Source organism: Rudanella paleaurantiibacter, from assembly GCF_009184635.1.
GTDB lineage: Bacteria > Bacteroidota > Bacteroidia > Cytophagales > Spirosomataceae > Rudanella > Rudanella paleaurantiibacter.
In genome coordinates, this window is sequence record NZ_WELI01000007.1 from 222,067 (window position 1) to 245,299 (window position 23,233).

Annotated in this window: 19 protein-coding genes; 15 read left to right on the forward strand and 4 right to left on the reverse strand. The window is 51.9% G+C overall.

What is annotated here, in order from left to right; all coding sequences use genetic code 11:
* Positions 1–16 precede the first annotated feature (16 nt).
* Entirely contained in the window at positions 17–592 is a 576-nt protein-coding gene (locus tag F5984_RS18285) for a DUF6962 family protein (protein ID WP_152125660.1), read from the reverse strand.
* Between the two features lie 128 nt (positions 593–720).
* Between F5984_RS18285 and sucD the strand changes: the two genes are divergently transcribed.
* From sucD to porN, 8 genes are all read left to right on the forward strand, one after another.
* The gene (gene sucD / locus F5984_RS18290) at positions 721–1,599 is read left to right on the forward strand and encodes a succinate--CoA ligase subunit alpha (RefSeq protein WP_019989915.1); all 879 of its coding nucleotides are present in this window, start codon (positions 721–723) and stop codon (positions 1,597–1,599) included.
* Positions 1,600–1,606: 7 nt separating this feature from the next.
* Entirely contained in the window at positions 1,607–2,851 is a 1,245-nt protein-coding gene (locus tag F5984_RS18295) for a DUF4271 domain-containing protein (protein WP_246169134.1), read from the forward strand.
* 87 nt (positions 2,852–2,938) lie between these two features.
* Positions 2,939–3,721: a uroporphyrinogen-III synthase gene (locus F5984_RS18300; RefSeq protein WP_019989917.1), complete on the forward strand. Its 783-nt coding sequence runs from the start codon at positions 2,939–2,941 to the stop codon at positions 3,719–3,721.
* Positions 3,722–3,918: 197 nt separating this feature from the next.
* Entirely contained in the window at positions 3,919–4,881 is a 963-nt protein-coding gene (locus F5984_RS18305) for a PorP/SprF family type IX secretion system membrane protein (protein WP_152125661.1), read from the forward strand.
* A 262-nt stretch (positions 4,882–5,143) separates the two neighbouring features.
* Complete coding sequence (gene porK / locus F5984_RS18310; protein ID WP_246169136.1) at positions 5,144–6,325, forward strand: T9SS ring complex lipoprotein PorK/GldK; 1,182 nt, start codon at positions 5,144–5,146, stop codon at positions 6,323–6,325.
* A gap of 48 nt (positions 6,326–6,373) precedes the next feature.
* Positions 6,374–7,195 carry a type IX secretion system motor protein PorL/GldL gene (porL, locus tag F5984_RS18315; RefSeq protein ID WP_152125662.1) on the forward strand — a complete coding sequence of 274 codons (822 nt, stop codon included), beginning with the start codon at positions 6,374–6,376 and terminating at the stop codon, positions 7,193–7,195.
* A gap of 120 nt (positions 7,196–7,315) precedes the next feature.
* Positions 7,316–8,908, forward strand: coding sequence for a type IX secretion system motor protein PorM/GldM (porM, locus tag F5984_RS18320; RefSeq protein ID WP_152125663.1), 1,593 nt, complete (start codon positions 7,316–7,318; stop codon positions 8,906–8,908).
* 113 nt (positions 8,909–9,021) lie between these two features.
* Positions 9,022–10,095, forward strand: coding sequence for a type IX secretion system ring subunit PorN/GldN (gene porN / locus F5984_RS18325; protein ID WP_019989922.1), 1,074 nt, complete (start codon positions 9,022–9,024; stop codon positions 10,093–10,095).
* A 73-nt stretch (positions 10,096–10,168) separates the two neighbouring features.
* Here porN and uvrC read toward each other — a convergent pair whose 3' ends face one another.
* The 3 genes from uvrC to porW form a co-directional block, all read right to left on the reverse strand.
* Positions 10,169–11,986: an excinuclease ABC subunit UvrC gene (gene uvrC, locus F5984_RS18330; protein ID WP_152125664.1), complete on the reverse strand. Its 1,818-nt coding sequence runs from the start codon at positions 11,984–11,986 to the stop codon at positions 10,169–10,171.
* Positions 11,987–12,127: 141 nt separating this feature from the next.
* Positions 12,128–14,470: a penicillin-binding protein 1A gene (locus F5984_RS18335; protein WP_152125665.1), complete on the reverse strand. Its 2,343-nt coding sequence runs from the start codon at positions 14,468–14,470 to the stop codon at positions 12,128–12,130.
* 67 nt (positions 14,471–14,537) lie between these two features.
* Positions 14,538–16,832, reverse strand: a complete 2,295-nt coding sequence (porW, locus tag F5984_RS18340; RefSeq protein WP_449619075.1) for a type IX secretion system periplasmic lipoprotein PorW/SprE — start codon at positions 16,830–16,832, stop codon at positions 14,538–14,540.
* A 215-nt stretch (positions 16,833–17,047) separates the two neighbouring features.
* Between porW and F5984_RS18345 the strand changes: the two genes are divergently transcribed.
* The 7 genes from F5984_RS18345 (at position 17,048) to F5984_RS18375 (ending at position 23,229) form a co-directional block, all read left to right on the forward strand.
* The gene (locus F5984_RS18345; RefSeq protein ID WP_152125666.1) at positions 17,048–17,296 is read left to right on the forward strand and encodes an AtpZ/AtpI family protein; all 249 of its coding nucleotides are present in this window, start codon (positions 17,048–17,050) and stop codon (positions 17,294–17,296) included.
* 86 nt (positions 17,297–17,382) lie between these two features.
* Complete coding sequence (locus F5984_RS18350) at positions 17,383–17,757, forward strand: hypothetical protein (RefSeq protein ID WP_152125667.1); 375 nt, start codon at positions 17,383–17,385, stop codon at positions 17,755–17,757.
* 6 nt (positions 17,758–17,763) lie between these two features.
* The gene (atpB, locus tag F5984_RS18355; protein ID WP_152125668.1) at positions 17,764–18,861 is read left to right on the forward strand and encodes a F0F1 ATP synthase subunit A; all 1,098 of its coding nucleotides are present in this window, start codon (positions 17,764–17,766) and stop codon (positions 18,859–18,861) included.
* A gap of 103 nt (positions 18,862–18,964) precedes the next feature.
* On the forward strand, positions 18,965–19,222 hold the full coding sequence (gene atpE, locus F5984_RS18360; protein ID WP_019989929.1) for an ATP synthase F0 subunit C: 258 nt from the start codon (positions 18,965–18,967) through the stop codon (positions 19,220–19,222).
* 238 nt (positions 19,223–19,460) lie between these two features.
* Positions 19,461–19,955 carry a F0F1 ATP synthase subunit B gene (gene atpF / locus F5984_RS18365; protein WP_152125669.1) on the forward strand — a complete coding sequence of 165 codons (495 nt, stop codon included), beginning with the start codon at positions 19,461–19,463 and terminating at the stop codon, positions 19,953–19,955.
* A 101-nt stretch (positions 19,956–20,056) separates the two neighbouring features.
* On the forward strand, positions 20,057–20,596 hold the full coding sequence (gene atpH / locus F5984_RS18370) for an ATP synthase F1 subunit delta (RefSeq protein ID WP_152125670.1): 540 nt from the start codon (positions 20,057–20,059) through the stop codon (positions 20,594–20,596).
* Positions 20,597–20,691: 95 nt separating this feature from the next.
* Positions 20,692–23,229 (forward strand): TonB-dependent receptor plug domain-containing protein, encoded by a 2,538-nt coding sequence (locus F5984_RS18375; RefSeq protein ID WP_152125671.1) that lies wholly within the window; start codon positions 20,692–20,694, stop codon positions 23,227–23,229.
* Positions 23,230–23,233 lie beyond the last annotated feature (4 nt).

A 23,233-nucleotide genomic window follows, 5' to 3' on the forward strand; every position in this document is an offset into this window, starting at 1 on the left:
CGGGGGCGTGGCCAACCTATCGCTGCACCGCCTTACCGAACCCAAGCAACGAGAGCGCCAGCATGTAATGATAAAAATCGGTGGGGTGCATTAGTTGTGAAAACGACTCCGCCTTGGTGGCAATGGCCGCCAGCATGACGGCAATTACAATCCAGAGTGCGTTGGGTACCCGGCGCATGAGGCCAAACACGCCCAGCAGCATCACGAGCAAAATACCGAGCGAAGAAGACACCGGCCGAAATACGCGTACATCGGGTAGTAACAGCACCACAAACAGAAACAGGCCCATTACCAGGGTCATCACAAACGGGATAAGCGTTACCGTTCGGCGCATTACCAGGGCCCAGGTGGCCATTACGACACAGACAATTCCGAGCGTGCTGGCCAACGTTTGCAACGATTCGTGCAGGGCCTCCAGATTTTCGACACCGGCAAAGCGGGCAGTACCGGCGATGGCCGCCAGCGAAATGGTCAGTAAAAAAAAGCCCCAAAGCAACCGATTATAGAAAGGCAGGTGACCAAAAAAATGCCAGAAAACACCAACGCCCGTGATGGCCAAAGCCGCGTCGGAAATGACGTGCGAAAGAATCATGCCGAAATGTACAGAAAATAGTCATTGGTCTTTCCGGCTTTCCCTCTACTTTTGCGAGGCTTTTTATTGGTGCTGTTTGAGGTTACGGTCAACGATTCGGCATCTAAAATCAACGATTTACGAGCAACATGAGCGTATTAGTCAACAAGAACTCAAAAGTTATCGTCCAGGGCTTTACTGGTTCGGAGGGTAGTTTCCATGCCCAGCAGATGATGGAATACGGCACCAACGTGGTTGGCGGTGTCACACCCGGCAAAGGAGGACAAACGCACCTCGACCGCCCGGTGTTCAATACCGTACGGGATGCTGTGGAGCAGACCGGCGCCGATGTGTCGATTATTTTTGTGCCCCCCGCTTTCGCGGCCGACGCCATAATGGAAGCTGCCGATGCAGGTATTCAGGTGATTGTATGTATCACCGAGGGTATTCCGACCGAAGATATGGTGATGGCCAAAAATTATCTGGCCGGCAAAACCTGCCGCCTGATCGGGCCTAACTGCCCCGGTGTGATGACGGCCGAAGAGTGCAAGGTTGGGATTATGCCCGGCTTCATTTTCAAGAAAGGTACGGTTGGTATCGTTTCTAAGTCAGGTACGCTTACGTACGAAGCTGTTGACCAATTGACCAAAGCGGGTCTGGGCCAAACAACGGCGATCGGTATCGGTGGTGATCCCATTATCGGTACGACCACTAAAGAAGCCGTTGAACTCCTGATGAACGACCCCGAAACGGAAGCCATCGTGATGATTGGTGAAATTGGTGGGGGTATGGAGGCTGAGGCCGCCCGTTGGATCAAAGCCGACGGCAACCGGAAACCGGTAGTTGGCTTTATTGCTGGTCAAACCGCGCCCAAGGGCCGCCGTATGGGCCATGCCGGTGCTATTGTTGGTGGGGCTGACGATACAGCAGCTGCCAAAATGGCTATCATGCGTGAGTGCGGTATTCACGTAGTGGAGTCGCCAGCCCTTATCGGCGAAACCATGCTGAAGGCCCTCGGTAAAAATTAATGAACGAGTGAAAGAGCAGAAGAGCGATGGCCCAATGGGCCGTGTGGTGAAAGAGCAAACACAGAAGACGAACGGATGGATACGACGGGGTCTTGCTGTACTCGCTCTTTCACTTCTTCACTCGTTTGCTCTTTCGCTTTTTGCACAAACTACCCGCAATGGCGTTGGCCCCGAACAGCGCTACTATGCCGTACACAGCTTTGCCGACGACTGGCTTGTGTACGATGAGGCTGCCAAAGCCTACGTTCCTTACCTCCCCGAAATTCATGCCGATGCCCCCGCGGTAAGTGCTTCCATTGATCTGGAAAGTAACCGGCATTATCAGCTCCTCCTGTACACCGATACCGATACGTATGTGTTTATCAATGCCGCCCTGAAAAAGCAGCTGTTGGGTGGCCGGTGGTACACATTTTCGATTGATAGCCTGTATAATGCCTACCGACAACCGAGAGTGCTGCTTTCCATCTACGGGTCGGCGGGTGTAGCTGGCAAGCAGATGATTATGGGGTATCCCAAATCGATTTTGCAGAAGCCTGTCGTATTGAGCGACGACAATCTGAGCGTACGGCCCCGGACTTTTTCGGTGTATCAAAATTTTTTCGGGCTTGGCCTGCTCTTCCTGCTGGCTATTCATGCCCTGTTGTTTAGCCTGTACCGGCGGGCGTTTCTGGTCCTGTACGACCCCCGCGATTTATTTGCGCTGCGCGTTCGGGATGAGTCATTCCTCATTAACCGCCCCCTTAGCCGCACGGTACTCTTGTTTTTGCTCAGCCTCAGTTTTGTGATGGGCTATCTGTTCCTGTTTGTGCAGAGCCGCAACGTCAATGTGTTCTCGTCGCGTACCTTACTGCTTGATCAACAGAATTTTGGGGCTTTGTTACTCTATTACCTGTTGGTCAGCGTACTGGTGTTTCTGTCGTTTCTGGGCAAATATTTGATGTTGCAGGTTGTCGGGAGCCTGTACCGATTCGAGAGCGTGGTCAATATTCACTTCTTCAAAGTTGTTCAGTCATCGCTACTGTTCTTTACAGCCATTGGCTTTCTGGCGACCATTGTGATTTTCAATGGCCCTACTATCGAAAACCTCACTAATTACCTGTTAATCCCGTTTACGGTCTTCTATCTGGTGCGGTTAGTCCTTTTGTATTTGGTTATACGAGCTCAGGCACCTATCAAAAGTCTTTATTTAATTTCGTACCTTTGCATCGTTGAATTAGTGCCCTTGCTAATTGGTGTGCGGTTTGCACTGTAAGGTTCTCCTTCTTTTATCAAGTCAACCGCAATGCATCAGGAGGCTTGCTGGCATCTAAGCTTCGAATCGTATAACGAGGTTTATTCAATGAACGAAACAAGCACCCAGCAATCAGAAAATCGGTTAACGAAGGTTTCGAGCGTCTTAGTTACTCAATCCAGACCTGACGAAAAATCTCCTTATTTCGACTTAGCCAGCAAGTACAATCTTACCATAGACTTCCGACCATTTATTCAAATCCAGGGCGTATCGTACAAAGATTTCCGTAAACAAAAGATCAACATTCTTGATCACACGGCCATTATTTTCACGAGCCGTAACGCGATTGATCACTTTTTCCGTATCTGCCAGGAAGGTCGGGTAGAGGTGCCTGCCGATATGAAGTACTTCTGTATTTCGGAGCAGACCGCCAACTACCTCCAGAAGTACATTGTGATTCGGAAGCGGAAAATCTTCACCGGCACCAAAACGGCGGCCGAACTGATGGAAATCATCAAGAAGCACAAAACCGAGAAGTTTTTGTTTCCGTGTTCCAACATTCGCCGAAATGATATTCCGGAGTTTATGGATACAAGTGCGTTGCACTTTACCGAAGCGGTCATGTACGAAACAGTACCCACCGATCTGTCGGACCTGGATATTAAGTCGTTTGACATCATTGCCTTCTTTAGCCCGTCGGGTGTAACTTCACTGTTTAGCAACTTTCCTGATTTTCAGCAGAATGGAACCCGGATGGCGGCTTTCGGACCTACTACTGCCAAGGCAATTAAAGAAGCGGGCCTGACGCTCGACATCGAAGCTCCGCTACCCAATGCACCCTCTATGAACGGTGCGCTCGAATTGTATATCAAAAAAGCCAACAATCTGTAGGCTCAGTAAGTTAGCATAGGAGGTCAGGCGTTTGCGTCTGACCTCTTTTTTGTTTCAATATTTTCTGTCTATACTGCGTTTAGATTTAAAGTCATTTATTGACAATGGCCCGTGGTCTGGGTTCGTAACCCATCAGCTACGGGCAACCGGGAATAACCAGTGATCAATTGACCTAGAAACTTTACACGGCCAGCTTTATGGGGCGCATTGTTTACGCATTACTATCACTGCTTTTGTTGGGCGCAAGCGGGTTTGTGCACGCCCAAAACGACCCTCAGTTTAGCATGTACATGTTTAATCCGCTGTATTACAACCCAGCGGGGGCAGGGTCGGAGGGAGTGCCGCGCTTTCAGTTGGTGCACCGTACCCAGTGGGCCGGGTATCAGCCAACCGTTACCGACAATGGCGGAGGCCCAAGTACGCAACTCTTCTCGTTCAACATGCCTCTGGATAAAATTAAGGGCGGGGTCGGCATTTATGCCATGAACGACCGGCTTGGGCCGGCCATTAATCAGGCGGTGCAGGTTTCGTATGCGTACCGGATGGCGTTGAAAAATGGTACACTGGCCATAGGCGTACAGGGTGGCATGTACAACCGGGGTTTTGATTTTGGTCAGTTTCGCCCTAACGAGCCTGACCCGCTACTCCAGCAGGGCCGTATTACGCAGGCCCGACCCGACCTGGGGGCTGGCGTTTATTACAATACGGTCGACTACTGGGTGGGGGTAAGTGTCTTGCACATCAACCAACCAGCTTTCCGGCTTGGTACCGACCGTCTGGTAGTGCCTCAGGAGCGAACTGCTTACCTGACGGCTGGTTATCGGCTTGGTTTTGGCTATGACTTGGATCTGCAGCCGTCGGTCTTAGTAGCAATGGCTACACCGACTACCAAAACGGCCATCTCGGCCAATATTCTGGCTACGTATCAGCAACGGTACTGGGCTGGGCTGGGGTACCGAGTAGGCGATGCGCTAATGGCTACGGTAGGGGTAAGCCTGCTACGGAATAATGCCTTACGCTTTGGGTATGCGTTCGATTTTACCACGAATACTTTTGCCAATAAAGCACCCACCTCCCACGAAATTTTGCTTAGTTACTCATTACCGCCTATTGATGCCCGCAAAAAGCCCATTATTCGTACCCCGCGTTTCCGGTATTGAAAATACGGCTAATAGGTAAGTAGACTTGCTTAAATCGGCTCAGATAGACAAATTGGCCCTATTATTGTTAGGCTGTTTGCAGGTAGGGTAGTAATTTTGAGGGATTGACCCTTGATAATGACCTTGTTTTCACCTGTTTTTAATTGGTAAATAGTACCCGAAGTCTAATTTTTTCGCCTGTACGGCATAACAATACAATAACCGAACGGATTTTCGTTTTTAGTTCGGTCTTGCACAAGAAGAAAATAAGTACGCTACTGACATGAAGTACACCTGGTTTACAGTAAACGCAACCCGAGGGGCAATGGTCGCGGCTGTGGTTCTGCTAATGCAGAGTTGCGGTTTTGTTAAGTCTAAATTTGGCGGAAGAGGGGGAAAAGACGGTGGTGACGTTGGTGTAATCAATGGTGAGATTACTGCTGACAAAGGCCGTAAAGGTTGGAAGCAAACTACGCCCTACGGCATGGTGCTCGTTCCCTCAGGCTCGTTCATTATGGGTCAGGCCGACGAAGACGTGGCCGCTACCCAGATTAACATGAACCGCCGGGTAACCATCAGCTCGTTCTACATGGACGATACCGAGGTTACCAACCATGAGTACCGCCAGTACGTCAACGCACTCCTGACCGATTCGGTATCGACTATCGGCGAGGAGGAAATCATGGCAAAGTTCTACCCGGATACGGCCGTTTGGAAAAACGACTTTACGTATCACAATGGCGACCCGATGCTGGAATATTATTATGGTCACCCAGCCTTTGATACCTACCCGGTGGTAGGGGTGAGCTGGCAGGCGGCTCAACATTTCTGCTCGTGGCGCACCAACGTGTACAATGACTTCCGGACTAAAGAAGGTCAGTTTGTGTCGCCCCGTTTCCGGTTGCCTTCTGAGGCCGAATGGGAGTGGGCCGCACGGGGTGGTAAGCAGGGAGCCAAATACCCATGGGGTAATCCCTACGTTGCCAATGGAAAAGGTTGCTACTTAGCCAACTTTAAACCACAACGCGGTAATTTCGACGCCGATGGTTATCCGTACACGGCCCCGGCCAATGCCTACAACGCCAATGATTACGGTCTGTATAACATGGCCGGTAACGTAGCCGAGTGGTGCCGCGATGCCTACGCTGACAACTCAAACGCCATTGTTTGGGATATGAACCCTGATAACCAGAATGCCGACGAGCCACGTAAAGTAGTTCGGGGTGGTTCATGGAAAGATATTGCCTACTACCTGGAAACCGGTACACGGTATTACGAGTACGAGAACGCCAAGCGGTCGTATATCGGATTCCGTTGCGTGATGGACAACCTCGAAGGCCGGACCGCGTCGATGCGGGGTGGTCGGAGCGGTGGCTCACGTAGCAAGGCAACCAAAGCCAGCAGCAGCAGCAGCCGGGGTAGCAAAAGCAGCCGGGGTGGCCGTGGCAACAACAGCAAAGCTTAATTCGTAATCACAAAAACAGTTCACCATACGCTTTAATTAGCCCATCTTATGGCAGCAGGAAAGAGAGTCAATTTTTTCTGGGATCGTCTCGTACCAACCATTTATAGTGCCGGAGCCGCAGTCGTAGTACTTGGGGCCATGGCCAAGATTCAACACATTACCTCGCTGGGCTGGCTCCTGACGGCCGGTCTGATTATCGAGGCTGTTATCTTCGCTTTGTATGCTATGCAAAGCTTCCTGTTTCCTGCCGCCGGTGTCGACTATGAGTGGGAGCGGGTGTACCCCGAGCTGGCCGATGACTACAAGGGTGAGCCCCGTAAGGCCGCTGTTGCTGTTCCTCAGGCCAATGGTCTGACGGCCAACATGGACCAAATGCTGGCGCAGGCTAAGGTAACTCCCGATATTTTTGAAAAACTCGGCTCGGGCTTCCGCACGCTGTCTGATTCAGTTTCAAAAATGAAGGATCTGACGGATGCTACCGTAGCGACTAACGAGTACGCTCGGAACGTGAAAACGGCCTCGCAGTCAATCGGTGAAATGAACAAGTCATACGGCACGGCTATCACAGCTATGAACTCGATGGCTGATGCAACCACCGATGCGAAAGACTACCGCGATCAGTTCCAGAAGGTAACCAAGAACATGGGTGCCCTGAACGCGGTGTACGAACTGGAGTTGCAGGATACAAACAAACACCTGAAGGCAATGAACGCCTTCTATGGCAGCCTGACCTCCGCTATGGAGAACATGGCCGATGCCAGCCGCGATACGCAACAGTTCAAAAACGAACTGGCTAAACTGACGGGCAACCTGTCGTCACTGAATAATGTGTACGGCAGCATGCTGACAGCTATGCGCGGTAATCAATAAAAGGATGCATGTGTCAGGTTGGGGTGTTGGCACGGTCGCTGACCGGTACGATTCGCCAACCTGACAACACGGCAACTTTGTACTAACTCTACAACTCTTTAATTATCACTACCCCACATTATGGCAGGTGGCAAAGAAACACCCCGTCAGAAGATGATCGGGATGATGTACCTGGTTTTGACCGCGTTGCTTGCCCTGCAGGTGACATCGGCCATTCTGGAGAAATTCATCCTGATCAATAACAGTCTGGAGCAATCGACGGGGGCTATTAATCAGGTTAACGACGCTACAATCAAAAATATCCGGGCTACGGTTGAGAAGTCTGGAAATCGCCCCGCCGATGTAGCGGTCATCCGGCAGGCCGAAGAAGTCCGTAAGATGGCATCAGAAATGATCAGCCAGATCGACGGTCTCAAGCAACGTCTGATCGAAGAAGCAGGCGGTGGTCTTGATGAAACGGGCAATATCAAAAATGCCAGTGAAGAAGAAAAAGTAGCTCAGATCATGGTGGGCCCCAACCGGAACGGTGAAGCCTATGCCCTGAAAAACCAACTGAACGGCTTTGTTACGAATCTGAGCAAGTACACTAATGCGAAGTTTGCGCCCCTGGCGGTTGATGGTAAAGAGGATGCCATTGCCAGCCGATCAGCCGAACAGCGCCGGAAAGATTTTGCTGAACTGAACTTCGCCCAGACGCCCGTGCCGGCAGCTTTGGCCGTTTTGAGCCAGAAACAGTCGGAAGTACGTCGTATTGAAGGCGAAACACTGGAAGTACTGGCTTCGAAAGTTGGTGCAGCCGATGTGAAGTTCGATAAGATTATGGCCATGCTCAGCATGGAATCGAAGGTGGTGGTTGCAGGTACGAAGTTCAAAGGTGAGATGTTCCTGGCGGCTTCGTCGTCGGGTATTCAGCCTCGGATGAGTCTCAGTGGCGCACCTGTTCGGATGGACAATGGCCGTGGGGTAATCGAGTTTACGGCACAGGGTGGTGCGTATGACAAGAATGGTTTGGCCCGCCGGGTACTGACTGGTTCGATCTCGTACAATGCACCCGATGGAACTTCGAAAACTGTACCGCTGCAAGCCGAATACTTTGTAGCCAAACCAACGTATCAGGTTGAGACAGGTACGCTGCCTCCGCTCTATCTGGGTTGTGCTAATAAACTGAGTATTCAGAGTCCGCAGTTGGGCGCACTTTGGAACCCAAGCATTACAGCTTCGGGCGCCGACGTAATCAACAGTGGTGAGAAAGGTAAAGTAACGGTGGTGCCAAGTGCACAAAGTGTAGCCATCAACATCAGCAACGGAGGTAACCTGTTGGGCACTGAGAAGTTCCGGGTTAACCGGGTTCCGAAACCGACGCTGGAGTATTATGTCGGTAATTCGAAAGTCGATGAGCGCCGGGGTATGTCGGCTTCCGCTGTGCGGAGCATCCGGGTAGTAGCTGTTCCTGACGAAAGCTTCAAGAACTTCAACCCCGAAGATGCCCGGTTCCGGGTAACTGGCTTCACGGTGAACCTGGCTCGCGGTAACCGTCGGGTAGGTGCTGTTACGTTGGGTTCCGGTGGTGGGTCAATTGGTAGCCTGGCTGCCGAAGCGCAACCCGGTGACCGATATGTGATAGAGGTAGAAGGGGTACAGCGTCAGAACTTCCGGGGTGAAGTAAGTGATGTAAACATGGGTCGTCCGATTTACAACATTCCGTTGAACTAAATAATCTGGCCCATTAAGCGTTATATAGTTAGAATAAGCCGATAATGGCACGGTTTTGTTAGTCAGACAGATAGCCGTGCCATTATTGTGAAAAGTAAACCTTAGAAGCAGACATGAATCAACCGAAAAACATGCGGTTCGGCGTGGGCGCAGTAGCCATCTTGCTGCTGGCTGGTGGGAGTGCGGTAGCGCAGGAGAAGGCCAGTACGGGCGCGAATCCAATGTCGGTTCGACCCATCAACGACAATGACATCATGATGAAGAAGACCCTTTGGCGTCGGATCGACCTGAAGGAGAAGCAGAATCAATCGATGTTCTCGAAGAATAACGAGATTTCTAAGTACCTGATGGAAGCCGTTAAGTCGGGTTTGCTGGTGGCTTATGAAAACGATTCGACACGTACGCCCATGACACCCGATAAGTTTCAGCAGAAGATTCTGATGCCGAACTCCGGGGGCGGATTGTCGAAAGAAGAAATTGAGGCCGGTTTCGGTCAGGAGGGTGCTGCCAATGCCAACGATGGCTGGGGGGCACCTGCTAAAAAAGATGCGCCGAAGGCAGCTGCTAAAACAACTGACGACGGTTGGGGCGCTCCGGCACCCAAGAAGAAAGCAGAACCCGTCGACGATGGCTGGGGGGCTCCGGCACCCAAGAAGAAGGCAGTAGCCTCGTCGAAGAAAGGTGCTAAAGGCAAAGCAACCAAACCGGCTCCGGCTACGGTGGTGGCTGCGGCTCCGGTTGATACGGTAAAAGCAGCGCCGGCTTTTCAGGGCGACGAGTACTTTGCCCGTGACCTGAATATTCTGGAGATCAAAGAAGACTGGATTTTTGACCGCAAGCGCTCACGTTTGTACTACGATATCCAGACTGTGACGCTTTACTTGCCTGCTGATAAGAACCCGGCTGGTTTGGAAGTGCCCGTGGCATCGTTCAAATATGCTGATCTGGACAAACTGTTCCGGTCAGATCCGAAGAAATTTGTGTGGTACAACCCGCAAAACCAGGCTCAGCATAAAAACCTGGCCGACGCCTTTGATCTTCGTTTGTTCTACGGTCGTATTACCAAAGTATCAAACCCCGAAGATAAAGATCTTGTGGGCGTTTACGGCGACCGTGAAGGCTTGTTGAAGTCAATTCAGACCGAACATGAGCTGATGGAGATGGAGCACGGCTTGTGGGAATACTAAGCTAAAAGACTATTACGACAAAAGCCCGGTTGAACCGGGCTTTTGTCGTTTAAACAGAATGCTGTTTGCGTTGCTACGTATTTTCAATTCCGGCAAAGTACTCCTTCACTTTCCGCGCTTTATCGGTCCCCACAACCTCGGCAATTTGCTCAACCGGGGCCTCCCGAATCTTTTTGACGCCTTTGAAGTAGGTCAGCAAGCGGGCGGCTGTTTTCTTGCCTATTCCTTCGATGTTTTCCAACTCGCTAATCAGGCTGTTTCGGCTCCGTTTATCGCGGTGGTAGGTAATAGCAAACCGGTGCGCTTCGTCGCGGATACGTTGAATTAGTTTGAGCGATTCTGACTTTTTATCGATGTACAGCGGCAGGCTATCTTCTGGGAAATAGATCTCTTCGAGCCGCTTGGCGATGCCAATAATCGGTACTTTGCCGTACAGGTCGAGCGCTTTGAGGGCGTCGCAGGCGGCACTGAGCTGCCCTTTGCCACCGTCAATCACAATCAGATCAGGTAGACCCGTTTGCTCGTCCAGCACCCGGCTGTACCGGCGGGTAACTACCTCGTGCATACTGGCAAAGTCGTTGGGACCTACCACGGTTTTAATTGAAAAATGGCGATACTCTTTATTCGCTGGCTTGCCATCGATGAAACAAACCATAGCCGATACCGGGTTTGTGCCCTGAATATTGGAGTTATCAAAACACTCGATACGTCGGGGTAATGATTTCAATTGAAGGTCTTGCTTCAACTTAATCAGAACCCGGTCTTTCTTACTCGCACTCGCTGTAGCCTCGGCCGCTGCCCGGTCCTGACGCTCACGTCGGAAATACAGCACGTTTTTGAGCGACATGTCGAGCAGTTTCTTCTTATCGCCAATCTGCGGAATCGTAATTTCAGCCTTCAGGTCTACATCGAGCGGAATATTGGTCATGATTTCCTTCGCCGTGCTACCGTATTGCCCACGAAATTCGACAATCATCATGGCCAGAATATCGGCATCGGTTTCATCAAGCTTCTTCTTGACCTCCACTGTGTGCGTTTGGATAATAGTCCCGTTGACGACCTTCATGAAGTTCACGTACGCGCAGCTTTCGTCGGAGGCAATGGTAAACACGTCGGCATCGGCAATTTTGGGGTTTACCACCGTCGATTTGCTCTGGAACCGCTGCAACACATCCATTTTGTCTTTGTACTGCTGCGCCTGCTCAAATGCCAGGGTTTCGGCCGCTTCGACCATTCGGTTGCGGAAATACTCCTGCGCGGGCTTTAGTTGCCCTTTCAGAATCGAGTGCACCTGCTCAATATCGCGGTCGTAATCGGGCTCCGATTGCTTGCCTTCACAAGGCCCTTTGCAGTTGCCAATATGGTATTCCAGGCAGACCTTAAACTTGCCAGCCTCGATATTTTCCTGCGTCAGGTTGTAGTTGCAGGTGCGGATGGTAAACAACTGGCTGAACATTTCCAGCACGGTGTACATCGGCTTCAGATTGGCGTAGGGGCCGTAAAAGGTTCCGAGTTTCCGGTCGATGCGCCGGGTGGTAATTACGCGCGGAAATGGCTCGTTGGTTACGCAAATGAACGGGTACGTTTTATCGTCACGAAGCAAAATGTTGTACTTCGGCAGGTACCGTTTTATCAGCTGGTTTTCGAGCAGGAGGGCGTCAAATTCGGTGTGTACAATCGTGAACTCGATTTTCCGAATCTGGCTGACAAGTCGCAACGTTTTCCGGTCGTGTTGCCGTGAGTTGGTAAAATAGCTGCTAACCCGGTTACGCAGGTCTTTGGCCTTACCCACATAAATTACCTCGCCTGTAGCGTCGAAATACCGATACACACCCGGCTCGTGCGGAATCCGGGCCAGCTCAGTTTTGTAATCGAATTGAGGATTAGCCATTGCTTATCAACAAAAAGTAAAACAGAACGCGGATGACGCAGATTGAGCAGATTCGCACAGGTTTCTAAAGAAAAGCCGTGTAAATCTCCGCTATCCGCGTTATCCGCGTGCCATTGTTTAACGACCCTCAGGTCAAAAAAGTTACTGCAAAATGCCCTCCTCTTCCTGGGTGGTTACCTTGGGCGGAATGTACCGTTGCGTGGAGTCAATGTAGTAACCACCGCAGTCGATTTTGTACTTGTCGGGCTTGCGGAACCGTTCGGGTTTATAGCGGGTCAGAGCAGGGTCTTTGTACACGCGCTGCATGTATAAGGCCCAGGCGGGCATAGCCACACGGGCTCCCTGACCGTATTCGATATTGCGGAAGTGAATACTCCGGTCGTCGCCCCCCACCCACAGGCCCGAAACTAGATTCTGGGTCATACCCATAAACCAGCCGTCAGAGTAGTTGGAGGTTGTACCGGTTTTGGCCGCAATCTCATTGCCACCGTCGAGGAGCTTGTACTGGCTCCGTAGCCGGGCCGAGGTTCCGTTGGGCTCCTCCACGGCCCCACGCATCAGGTACAGCATGTCGTACGCCCGCGACGCATTGATTTCCTGATTTGCTAATGGGCCAAAGCTGGCCAAGACGTTGCCGTCTTTATCCCGAATATCCAGAATGAGCAGAGGTTTAACCCGGTAGCCGCCGTTAGCAAACGCACAATAGGCCCCTACCATTTCAAACACCGTGACATCGCTCGTACCCAGGCAAAGTGTGGGATTGGCCGTGAGTGGACTCTGAATGCCCAGCCGTTTGGCATAATCCACTACGGTTTCAGATTTGGTTTTCTTGATCAACTGGGCGCTTACCGTATTGATCGACTGACCCAGTGCTTCGCGCAGCGACAGGCTCCGGTAGCTGTATTTGCCGTTCGAGTTTTTGGGTGTCCAGGCCGGGCCGCCGTTGTTGTCTTCGCCCCGCGCAAACGTGGTGGGCTGATCGGTAAACTGGTCGCAAGGGGTTATGAATGCTTTGTCGATGGCTGCCAGGTACACAAACGGTTTGAACGTTGAGCCCGGTTGCCGACGGCTTTGCCGCACGTGATCAAACTTCATGTACTTGAAGTTGATACCGCCCACCCAGGCTTTTACCTGTCCGGTATTGGGGTCCATCGACATGAAACCCACGTTGAGCAATCGCTTGTAATAGCGAATCGAGTCGAGCGGGCTGAGGGTGGTATCTTTTTCGTTTTTCTTGCCCCCGTACGTGAAAACCTTCATTTTTACCGGCTTCCGCATTTCACGCCAGATAGCCTCTTTGTCGTCGCCGTATTCTTTCACGAGGCTTTTGTACCGGGCCGTACGTTTAGCCACCTGCTCAATGAAGCCCGGTATTTCGACAAACTTGTCTGTCCGCTCATCTTTCTTAACCCAGGGATTCCGGCCGCGCCAGTGTTCGTAAAATTTGCGTTGCTGATCGCGCATATGCTCCATCACACTCGCTTCGGCATAAGCCTGCATCCGCGAATCAATCGATGTGCGGATTTTAAGACCGCTACTGTACAGGTCAAGCTCGGTGCCGTTGTTTTCGTTGTATTCTTTGATCCATCGTTGCAGGTCGTCTTTGATAACCGCCCGGAAATAAGCTGCCATACCCGTGTTCTGGTTCTCAACGCTAAAATCCAGTTTTAGAGGTTTCTCGCGGTAGGTCGCAAACTGCGCGTCGGTCAGAAAACCGTATTTTTTCATCTGCCCCAGTACCACATTTCGCCGTTGAATGGCCCGTTCCTCGTGGGTACGGGGGTTATACAACGATGGGTTCTGAAGCATACCGACCAGCAGCGCACCTTCTTCCACATTCAGTTGCCACGGCTCTTTACCAAAATACGTTTTGGTCGCAGTTTTGATCCCGTAGGTATTGTTCCCAAACGAAACGGTGTTCAGGTACATCATCAGAATTTCCTGCTTCGTATAGTTTCGTTCGAGCCGCACGGCCAGAATCCACTCCTTTGTTTTTGAGATGACCGTGCTCACCAGCGGAATATGCCCCAGCCAGCCCCGGTACTTTTCGGCCCGGGTTTCAAACAGGTTCTTGGCGGTTTGCTGCGTCAGCGTACTGCCGCCCCCTTTTCCGCCAAAAGGCAAAATACCCGAAACGGCCCGGAACAAAGAGCGCGGGTCGATACCCGAATGCCGGGTAAACCGGGCGTCCTCGGTGGCAATGAGTGCCGAAATCACATTGGGCGATACCTGTGTAATTTCGATGGGTGTTCGGTTTTCGGTATAATACTTACCCAGAATGACGCCGTCTTCGGAGTAGAGTTCTGAAGCAACTTCGCTCTGTGGATTTTCGAGGGCTTTGAGGCTGGGCATACCGCCAAACAGCCAGAGAAAGTTGTAGCTGACGGCAAAAATGTAGAAAACGAGTAACGCCAGACCAAGTAAGGCATAGCGCCAGAGTCGTTTGATGATGGTTCGGTACGGGCCAGAAGCAAGTTCGAGCATTGAATGTTGGGTCGTTAGATCTTGGATGGCAGACTATGGATTGGGTTCTATCCAGCCATTAAACTCATTATTTCCGCTTGGCCGTAGCCTGGTCAGCGGCTGTTTGCAACTCCTTCACGTGCGGAATGAGCGTACTGGCCGGGTAGTCGCGGATAAAATCGGCTAACGCCTGACGGTAGGGCTCCGTTCCCTGCACCCGACCAATGAGCATGGCCCGCAGTAGAGCAAACTTATCTTCAATTTGCGAACCAGCAAACTGATTCAGGGCCGTTTCGGCACGGGCGAGGCCTTCGGTCAGGTTGCCGGTCTGGTACAGATAGTACACGTCGGCGTATAGTTTCTGCGCCTGGGCTTCTGCCCCGGAGCTTACGGCCGCGCCGTTGCCTGCGGCTATTTTACCGGCTAGCCGCGCGTACGACGTATTCGGGAATTCGGCCAGTAGTTTGTCTTTCCAGGTCGAGGTGCGCCCCAGCTGATCGTTGGAAACCGACAGGAGGTAGTAGACTTCGGGTTTCTGGAGAGTGTTGGGGTAGCGGGTCAGCAACTGCTCAAATGTCGAGATGGCATCGGTAGGCTGATTGAACTGGAACTTGTACAGTTTACCCAGCCGGTATAGGGCGTTTTCGATGCGCCCATTCGACTGGGCCAGGGCTGCGGGTGTCAGCGGCAACTGCGCTTTCATAGCTTCCAGCCGACTACCTACGCCATTAGCGCGGCTACCCACGGCTGTACCGCCTACCGTTGGATTCCCGGCGGCAGCGTTCAGCGCATCAGCCCGGGTAGGCAGGGGCGCATTGGGGTTGATTTCGTTGGCCGGTGTGCCCCCATTTACCGGGCTGTTTTCGGCTGCCATAGCCCGCGAGGCATCCTTGTTGCTCCGACGCCAGTCGTCTTCGAGCGGGCGGTTTCCCCAGGTGCTCGTAAAATCCTGAAGGCCCTGCGTAATCCGAACAGGGTTGTACAAGTACCAACGGTCGTTGGGGGAGAGGTTGGAGTTGGTAGCCCCCGGCTGCGATACCCCGGCCACGGTAGGGGTACCGGTCGCCTTTTCAATCACCTGCCGGGCCAGCTCGGCCTGTTGGGCGTCGCGTTTGTCCTGCTCCTGCATCGCCTTGTTGAGGGCCTGCGTGAGCGCTTCGGGCGAGAGTCGGGCCAGTTGTTGCAGGCTGTCTTCGGTCCGTATGGTGTTTCGGTAGCTTACGTATTCGTCCAGCGATTTTTTGCGGGTCTGAATACTCGCGTAATCGGCCGACTGCTGGGGAAGCAACGCCAGTGCACTATCATAGTACATCTGCGCATTCACAAAATCTCCTTTCTTCTCAAAATAGAGTTTGCCCATTTCGAGGTACGTGTACGGAACTTGCGCGGTATTGGTGGTGGTAGCCGCCACCGACTGACGGTACAGACTAATTGCCTCATCGTAGCGGCCCCGGCGGGCTTCGAGCAGGCCCATAGTGTAGTAGACTTTGTCTTTCAGGTCGGCATTTTTACGATCGCTCAGCATCTGTTCAAACGACTGCCCCAACCTGTTTTTGCCCCCGCTGCCCTGAATCAGGTAGATGTTGGCGTAAAATTCCTGTTCGTAGGCCGGGCGGTTCCGAAGCACATCGGCATAGTGCTCATAGGCCTTGGCTGTTTGACCGGCAAGGTCGTACAGCTGCCCGGCAATCAGATGCAAACGGGCCGTTGATTCTTCTTTTTTGAGCAACGGAAACGTAGCATCCAGAATAGCAGCTGCCACGGCGGGTTCGCCTTTGCGCTGATGCAAATACGCCTTGGTCAGGTAGTAATCACGGGTGTTGTCTTTACTAAGAGGTTGCACCCGCAGGTATTCGGCTACATTAAGGCCGTTGTTGTAGTCGCCGGCCTCCACATAGGCCCGCATCAGGTTAACGAGTGCCGTGTGCTTGTCGTCTTCATTGGTGCCTTTGGTGTTCACATACTTGAACACCTCAATGGCATTAGGAAGATCCTGCTTTAACAAACGGGCTTTGCCAATGACGATATACGCATCGTCGAGCCATTTACTGTTCTGATGCCGCTCGGCAACCAGCGATGCTTTTTTGATCGCTTCGTCGAGAAAGGGCTTGACCGGCTCGTTCGTGATCGAATCAACCGGCAGCAAAACGGGGAGAATCTGGTTATAATTTTCCTTACGGTTTTTGTAGAGCGTTATTTCGGCTTGCCGAAGCTGATCTTGTGCAATAAAATACGCGTTATAATGAGCCGTAAGGTTGTGATAAGCCTTACTCATGGGCCGGTTGCTGTATTGTGAACAGGCACTCAGGCCAGCCACCAGCCCTAAACAGGTGGCCCAGCCCAGCAGGCTATTGGTAGAGTCTGTGCGACGGAATAGAAACATTGTCGATAATGAACCGATGAATAGCAAATAACCAGCAGGAAGCTTCCTTACAGGAAACTATGCATCCTTTATTTTGCATTATACATCTTACATGACGCTTGCCCCCTGTGGGGTACGGCAAACTAATCTTCTAACGCTGACGGGGTAGGTGGCATTATTTAATATGGGCCAAATTACAAAAAAGAGACCAAACCCCCAGTTGGCACCCGTTCATCATGGAAAATAAGCCCGGCTCAACCGACCCCAAATCTCGCTTCGATAAGGCCAACCGCAAGGTTACGTCGTACACGCAGTATAGCAGCATTGCGTTTCAGATGCTCGGCACCATCGGACTGGGGGTGTGGGGAGGTATGAAACTCGACGAATGGCAGGGCAACCGACTCCCGGTCTGGACTATTGTTCTGGCATTGACGGCCATCGGTGCGTCGCTGTATCTGTTTATTAAAGGCTTACCAAAAGAATAAGTGGTAGGAGAGTGGTAACGGTGGACGGTTGTACACAGGTCCGTTCTCCCTCTTTCGTTCTCCTTTTCCTGCCTGTCTACCCCGATATGATTCGATCGATACTGTTTACGTTCATTCTGGCTTTTGTATTTTTCATAGCTGAACGGTTTGGCTATACCAGTTTTATTCATCCACTTTGGAAGGTTATTCTGCTCTTTTACCTCAGTTTGTCGTTTCTAATGCACCGTTTAGTAGAACTTGGAAATCAGGAAAAAGGCGAACGATTCATTCCTTTTTACATGGGTTTTACGGTGGCCCGGCTGGTGCTGAGCGTAGCCTTCGTTGGTTTTTTCGTGTATCAGGGCGTTGAGAACAAGCGCATCTTCATCTTCGACTTTCTTGTACTATATATATTTTACACCGCTTTTGAAATCTACGGATTGAGTCGTAAATTGCGACGCGATTTGAAAGACCGCCTTTGATTTCATATGATGCGTCGCTTATTTAATAGATTTTTCGTTGTTACTTCTCTGTTTCTGAGCTCGTTTGGTTTAGCTACGGCTCAGGAGCACACGCTCGACGGTCAGGAGACACACCAGGAGCAAAAAGAAAAATTCAATGTGGGCGAAATGATTATGCACCACATTCGCGACGACCGGGGCTGGGAATTCGCTCACGGCGTTACGCTCCCCCTGCCTGTTATTCTGTACACTGCCGACCGCGGCCTGGAGGTTTTCTCGTCGTCGCACCTGAATCATGGTGAGGTGTACAACAATTACAAGTCAGAGCACGGTCACCTCTATCGTGTAAACGAAGCGGGCGAGCCTCTCAAAGACGTGAAGGTGTACGATTTCTCGATCACCAAAAACGTAGCCTCATTGATGTTGAGTGCCATTCTGCTGATTCTGATTTTCCGGTCAGTGGCAAGTGGGTACGCGAAAAACAAAGGCAAGGCTCCCAAAGGTCTGCAATCGTTTCTGGAGCCTATCGTGATGTTCGTGCGTGACGAAATCGCCAAGCCGAACCTGGGCCCACAATACGAGAAATACCTTCCTTACCTGCTCACGCTGTTCTTCTTCATCCTGATCAACAACCTGCTGGGTCTGCTGCCGGGTGGGGCCAACCTGACGGGTAACATCGCCGTAACGCTCGTACTGGCTGTTATTACCTTCTTTGTGGTAAACCTGAACGGTAACAAGCACTACTGGGCTCACCTTGTGAAACCAACGGGTGTACCGGTAGCCCTGCTGCCGATCATGATTCCGGTCGAGATTGTGGGTGTATTTATGAAGCCGTTCTCGTTGATGGTCCGGTTGTTTGCCAACATCACGGCGGGTCACATCATCATCCTGAGCTTGATTTCGCTTATTTTCATTGCCAATAATCTGGGTGGCTCGGCAACGGGTTGGGGTATCAGCTTGATCGTGGCTCCGTTTACGATCTTCATGAACTTGATCGAATTGCTGGTTGCCTTCCTGCAAGCCTTTATCTTCACCCTGCTCACGTCAATGTACATCGGCAGCGCGATTGAAGATCACCACGAAGCCGATCATGGTATCGGGTACGAAGGCCCGGAAGCCCACTAATTTACAGGTAGCAAGAGCCGCACGTGACTGAATCGTTTGACGGCCCGCTGCTTATTCAGTTTTGCATTCTTTTGTTTATTTTTCATAATTAATTCAAAATCAGATGTTAGCGTTTTTGCTCTCAATCTTGTTGGAAGCTACGGGTAGCGTAGCCGTAATGGGTGCCGCAGTAGGTGCTGGTCTGGCCGCTATTGGTGCTGGTCTGGGTATCGGTCGTATCGGTGGCAGCGCGATGGAAGGTATCGCTCGTCAGCCAGAAGCGGCTGGTCGTATCCAAACGGCTATGTTGATCATCGCGGCTCTTATCGAAGCCGTGGCCCTGTTCGCTGCCGTAATCTGTCTGCTGGTTGCTCTGGCGTAATCGCTGAGCAGCAGCACGCGCGTAAGCGCAGCTTTTCGCTCACGTATTAGGCAAGAGCACACGAAAAGCAACCCGTTTTCTGGAAAGTCCCCGTAGTTTGAGGTTGTCGGCTGCGGGGGCTTCCTAACAAAAGAATGTCCCTTAGAAGTTTACAGTTTGCTGTTTACAGTCTTTGGTTTATCTGTAAGACAGCCCCCAACTGTAGACCGTAAACTGAAAAACATAAAAACGTCCGAAAATGGATTTACTTACCCCCGATATCGGCCTGTTGTTTTGGCAGATTATCATCTTCGGTGCCCTGTTCTTTATCCTGTCTAAGTTTGCGTGGAAGCCAATCACGCAGAGCCTCAAAGAGCGCGAAACCAATATTCAGAGTGCCCTCGATCTGGCGGAGAAAACCCGTCAGGAAATGGCGCTTCTGAAGGCTGACAACGAGAAGCTGCTGGCCGAAGCTCGTTCAGAGCGCGAAAGCATTCTTCGGGGTGCTAAAGAAGCCGCTGACCGTCTGGTTGCCGATGCGCAGCAGAAAGCTCAGGTAGAAGCTAACCGGATTCTGGAGCAGGCTCGTGAGTCAATGCAGAACGAGCGTCAGGCGCTGGTAACGTCGATGAAGAAAGAGGTAGTTACCCTCTCGCTCGACATTGCCGAGAAAGTACTGCGTCGTGAACTGGCTGACCAATCAGCACAGGAGAAACTGGTTCAGGATTTAGTAGCAAACTCACGGCTCAATTAAAAAAGTTTACAGTGTAGAGTTTACAGTTCTCAGTTTGCTGATGCCTAACGTATTAGCTTTAACTGTCGACCGGAAACTGAAAGCTGAAAACTGCTAAAGATATGGCAGTAGCAACCGTTGCATACCGATACGCTAAGTCCTTGTTGGATTTGGCACGGGAAAAAGACCTTGTAGCAGACATCCACAGGGATATGTTGTTCTTCAAGAAGACTGTAGACGATAGCCGTCCGCTGGCTCTGATGCTGAAGAATCCGATTATCCGCGTGAGCAAGAAAGACACTGTTCTGCGCACCATCTTCAAGGATAAGCTGAACCCAATGACAATGAGCTTTATCGACATTGTTGTTCGGAAAAACCGCGAGGGTATCCTGGAGAATATAGCCGACGAGTTTATCCGTTTGTACGACGGTATGAAAGGAATTGAGCGGGCCACGGTGATTACCACCACGCCCCTTACCGACGAACTGCGGACGAAGTTTAAAGAGATGGTAGCCAAAACAACCGGCGGCCAACTGATTGAACTGACCGAAAAGATTAATCCGAAGCTGATTGGGGGGTATGTTCTCCAACTCGGCGACCGGCAGGTAGATGCCTCGGTTCGAAGCCAACTGAACGATTTGAAACTTTCGTTTCTGAATTAATAGAAAAGCCCCGGTCATCACGTCCGGGGCTTTTTATTGGTAGTTCACCTATTCAAAGCTAACTTGAGCCTTGCCTTCACCCGGCCGCTCAGGTTATGGTATCGCTTTACACAACCCTCTGTTTACTGGCTGTTCCTACCGACACGGTACCCGCGCTCGATTCAATGCGGGCCCGCCAGTTAAACGAGGTGGTGGTGTCGGCTTCGCGAGTGCCTGAAAACGTGCTTCGCTCGCCAGTAAGCGTTGAGGTGCTCGATGAACGAGCCATTCGTAAATCGGCCCAACTGTCGTATTACGACGCTATTGAGAACCTCAAAGGGGTTCAGTTACTCACCCCCAGCTTAGGGTTCAAGGTTTACAACACCCGCGGGTTTGCCAACACAACCAACGTACGATTTGTACAGCTTGTCGACGGCCGCGACAACCAGGCTCCGCATATTGGGGCACCCATTGCGGGCGCGTTAGCCCCCTCGGACCTCGACATCAGCCGGGTCGAAATTATGGCCGGAACCGCTTCGGCTTTATATGGCCTTAATGCCCTGAATGGCCTCGTCAATCTCATTACCAAAGACCCCTTTGAATCGCCGGGCTTGACTGTGAGCCAGAAAACAGGCGTAAACCACGTGGGTAACGCGAGTATCGGGCCTAAACTTTACAGCGAAAGCAGCATCCGGTACGCAAAGGTGTTGGGTAGCCGACTCGCTTTCAAGGCTAATCTGGTGTACCAGACGGGCTACGATTGGGTAGCCAATAACCGTACCGACCTGAACCCCACCGCCAACCAATCGCTGGGGTTAGTCGGCTCCGAACAACCCGCTCAGGACCCTGTAAATTCGTACGGAAACGAATCGCCTAACCGGCGCACGCTCCGGCTCGATGGACGTAACGTGGTGGTAGCCCGTACAGGATATTACGAAAGCGAAGTGACTGATTATCGGTTGCGGAACCTCCGGGGCGACCTGACCGTGCAATACCGGTTTAAGCCGCAAACCAGCCTAAGCTATACCTATCAGGGGGCCCTGCTCGATAATGTGTACCAGCGCACCAACCGGTTTCGCCTGAACGACTACGGATTGGGTCAGCATAGCCTGACGTTTGCCTCGCCCACGCTCCAGATTCGGGCGTACCGCACGAGTGAGAATACCGGAAACTCGTACAATATTCGCTCGATGGCGGAGAATATCGACCGGGCTTTCCGGTCGGATAACGCTTGGTTCGGGCAGTTTTCGGCTCAGTTTGCTGGCAGTCGACAGCAGGGAGCGTCGTTGCCGGTTGCGCTGGCACAGGCTCGTGCACAAGCCGACGCCGGCCGACCGCAGCCCGGTACAGCGCGCTTTGAGGCTTTGCTCGATTCGCTGGCCAATATCAATAACTGGGACATTGGGGCGGCTTTGCGGGTGCGGTCGTGGTTGTACCATGCCGAAGCGCAGTTTGAACCTACGCGTGGCCCGTGGGCGGCCTTTCAAAAACAGACCGGTATCGACCTCCTGCTGGGCATGGAGTATCGGCAGTTTGTTCTGTTTCCCGATGGCAACTATTTCATCAATCCTGAAGCGCCCGGTCAAAATCTGACATACTCGAAAATAGGCGGCTTTGTGCAGGCTACCCGCCTGTTTCTCGATAATCGGCTCAAACTGACAGGCTCCGTTCGGCTCGATAAAAACAAGTATTTTGAACCCCGGCTAAACCCCCGCGTGGCCGTTGTTTTCTCCCCATCCGATAAGCATCATGTGCGGTTGTCGTACCAGAACGGCTACCGGTTTCCGTCGTTGTTCGAAGCCTTCTCAAATGTTAACTCGGGTGGTGTAAAGCGGGTGGGTGGGCTGCCGTTACTTTCGGCGGGTGTGTTTGAGCGGTCTTACTTCCGAACGTCGATCGATGCCTTCGGGGCTGCTATCAACACCGATGTGAACACCAATAGGCTGACCACCGCGCAGGCTATTGCCCGTAACAAGGGGCTGCTGAAAACCAACACTTATACGTACATCAAACCGGAGCAGGTAAATAGTATTGAGAGTGGGTACAAAGGTCTTTGGTTGGATGGTCGTTTACAGCTCGACGTGGATTTGTACTACACCCGATACCGTAATTTCATGGCGCAGGTCGAAGCCAATATCCCGAAAGGTAACAACCCTGACTCGGTAGCGTATTACCTCGCCGACCGAACCAAACAGGATCGGTATCGGCTCTGGACCAACTCGCGTTCGGTGGTGCATACCTACGGGGGGAGCGTGGGTGTGCGTTATGCACTGGCGGGTGGCCGCACAGGTTGGGCCGTAGCGGGCAATGCGGCTTACGCCCAACTGAATCGCACCGAACAGGGCGACGGCCTCGAAGAGGGCTTCAATACGCCCCGTTGGATTGCCAACCTGAGCCTGTCGAAAGTGGGGCCGGTGGGGTTTGCGGTGAACTACAAGTACCAGACCGCTTTCCTGTGGCAGTCGGCGCTGGCAACGGGCCGAGTACCGGCTATCCACACTGTAGATGCGCAGATCAACGCACGGCTCAAAGGGCTTGTGCTAAAGTTGGGCGCGACCAATTTGCTCAACCGGCCGTATTATTCCTTCCTGGCTGGCCCGGCGGTAGGTGGTTTTTATTACCTGTCGCTGACGTACGATGCACTCACCCGTTGAGCCG

Excerpts from the sequence above, each read along its gene's own strand:
- porK (WP_246169136.1), top strand. The coding sequence starts at position 5,144 with ATGAAGTACACCTGGTTTACAGTAAACGCAACCCGAGGGGCAATGGTC.
- porN (WP_019989922.1), top strand. The coding sequence starts at position 9,022 with ATGAATCAACCGAAAAACATGCGGTTCGGCGTGGGCGCAGTAGCCATC.
- atpE (WP_019989929.1), top strand. The coding sequence starts at position 18,965 with ATGTTAGCGTTTTTGCTCTCAATCTTGTTGGAAGCTACGGGTAGCGTA.
- F5984_RS18345 (WP_152125666.1), top strand. The coding sequence starts at position 17,048 with ATGGAAAATAAGCCCGGCTCAACCGACCCCAAATCTCGCTTCGATAAG.
- uvrC (WP_152125664.1), bottom strand. The coding sequence starts at position 11,986 with ATGGCTAATCCTCAATTCGATTACAAAACTGAGCTGGCCCGGATTCCG.
- porM (WP_152125663.1), top strand. The coding sequence starts at position 7,316 with ATGGCAGGTGGCAAAGAAACACCCCGTCAGAAGATGATCGGGATGATG.
- porW (WP_449619075.1), bottom strand. The coding sequence starts at position 16,832 with ATGTTTCTATTCCGTCGCACAGACTCTACCAATAGCCTGCTGGGCTGG.
- porL (WP_152125662.1), top strand. The coding sequence starts at position 6,374 with ATGGCAGCAGGAAAGAGAGTCAATTTTTTCTGGGATCGTCTCGTACCA.
- sucD (WP_019989915.1), top strand. The coding sequence starts at position 721 with ATGAGCGTATTAGTCAACAAGAACTCAAAAGTTATCGTCCAGGGCTTT.
- atpH (WP_152125670.1), top strand. The coding sequence starts at position 20,057 with ATGGCAGTAGCAACCGTTGCATACCGATACGCTAAGTCCTTGTTGGAT.
- atpB (WP_152125668.1), top strand. The coding sequence starts at position 17,764 with ATGATGCGTCGCTTATTTAATAGATTTTTCGTTGTTACTTCTCTGTTT.
- F5984_RS18285 (WP_152125660.1), bottom strand. The coding sequence starts at position 592 with ATGATTCTTTCGCACGTCATTTCCGACGCGGCTTTGGCCATCACGGGC.
- atpF (WP_152125669.1), top strand. The coding sequence starts at position 19,461 with ATGGATTTACTTACCCCCGATATCGGCCTGTTGTTTTGGCAGATTATC.
- F5984_RS18305 (WP_152125661.1), top strand. The coding sequence starts at position 3,919 with ATGGGGCGCATTGTTTACGCATTACTATCACTGCTTTTGTTGGGCGCA.
- F5984_RS18375 (WP_152125671.1), top strand. The coding sequence starts at position 20,692 with ATGGTATCGCTTTACACAACCCTCTGTTTACTGGCTGTTCCTACCGAC.
- F5984_RS18350 (WP_152125667.1), top strand. The coding sequence starts at position 17,383 with ATGATTCGATCGATACTGTTTACGTTCATTCTGGCTTTTGTATTTTTC.
- F5984_RS18335 (WP_152125665.1), bottom strand. The coding sequence starts at position 14,470 with ATGCTCGAACTTGCTTCTGGCCCGTACCGAACCATCATCAAACGACTC.
- F5984_RS18300 (WP_019989917.1), top strand. The coding sequence starts at position 2,939 with ATGAACGAAACAAGCACCCAGCAATCAGAAAATCGGTTAACGAAGGTT.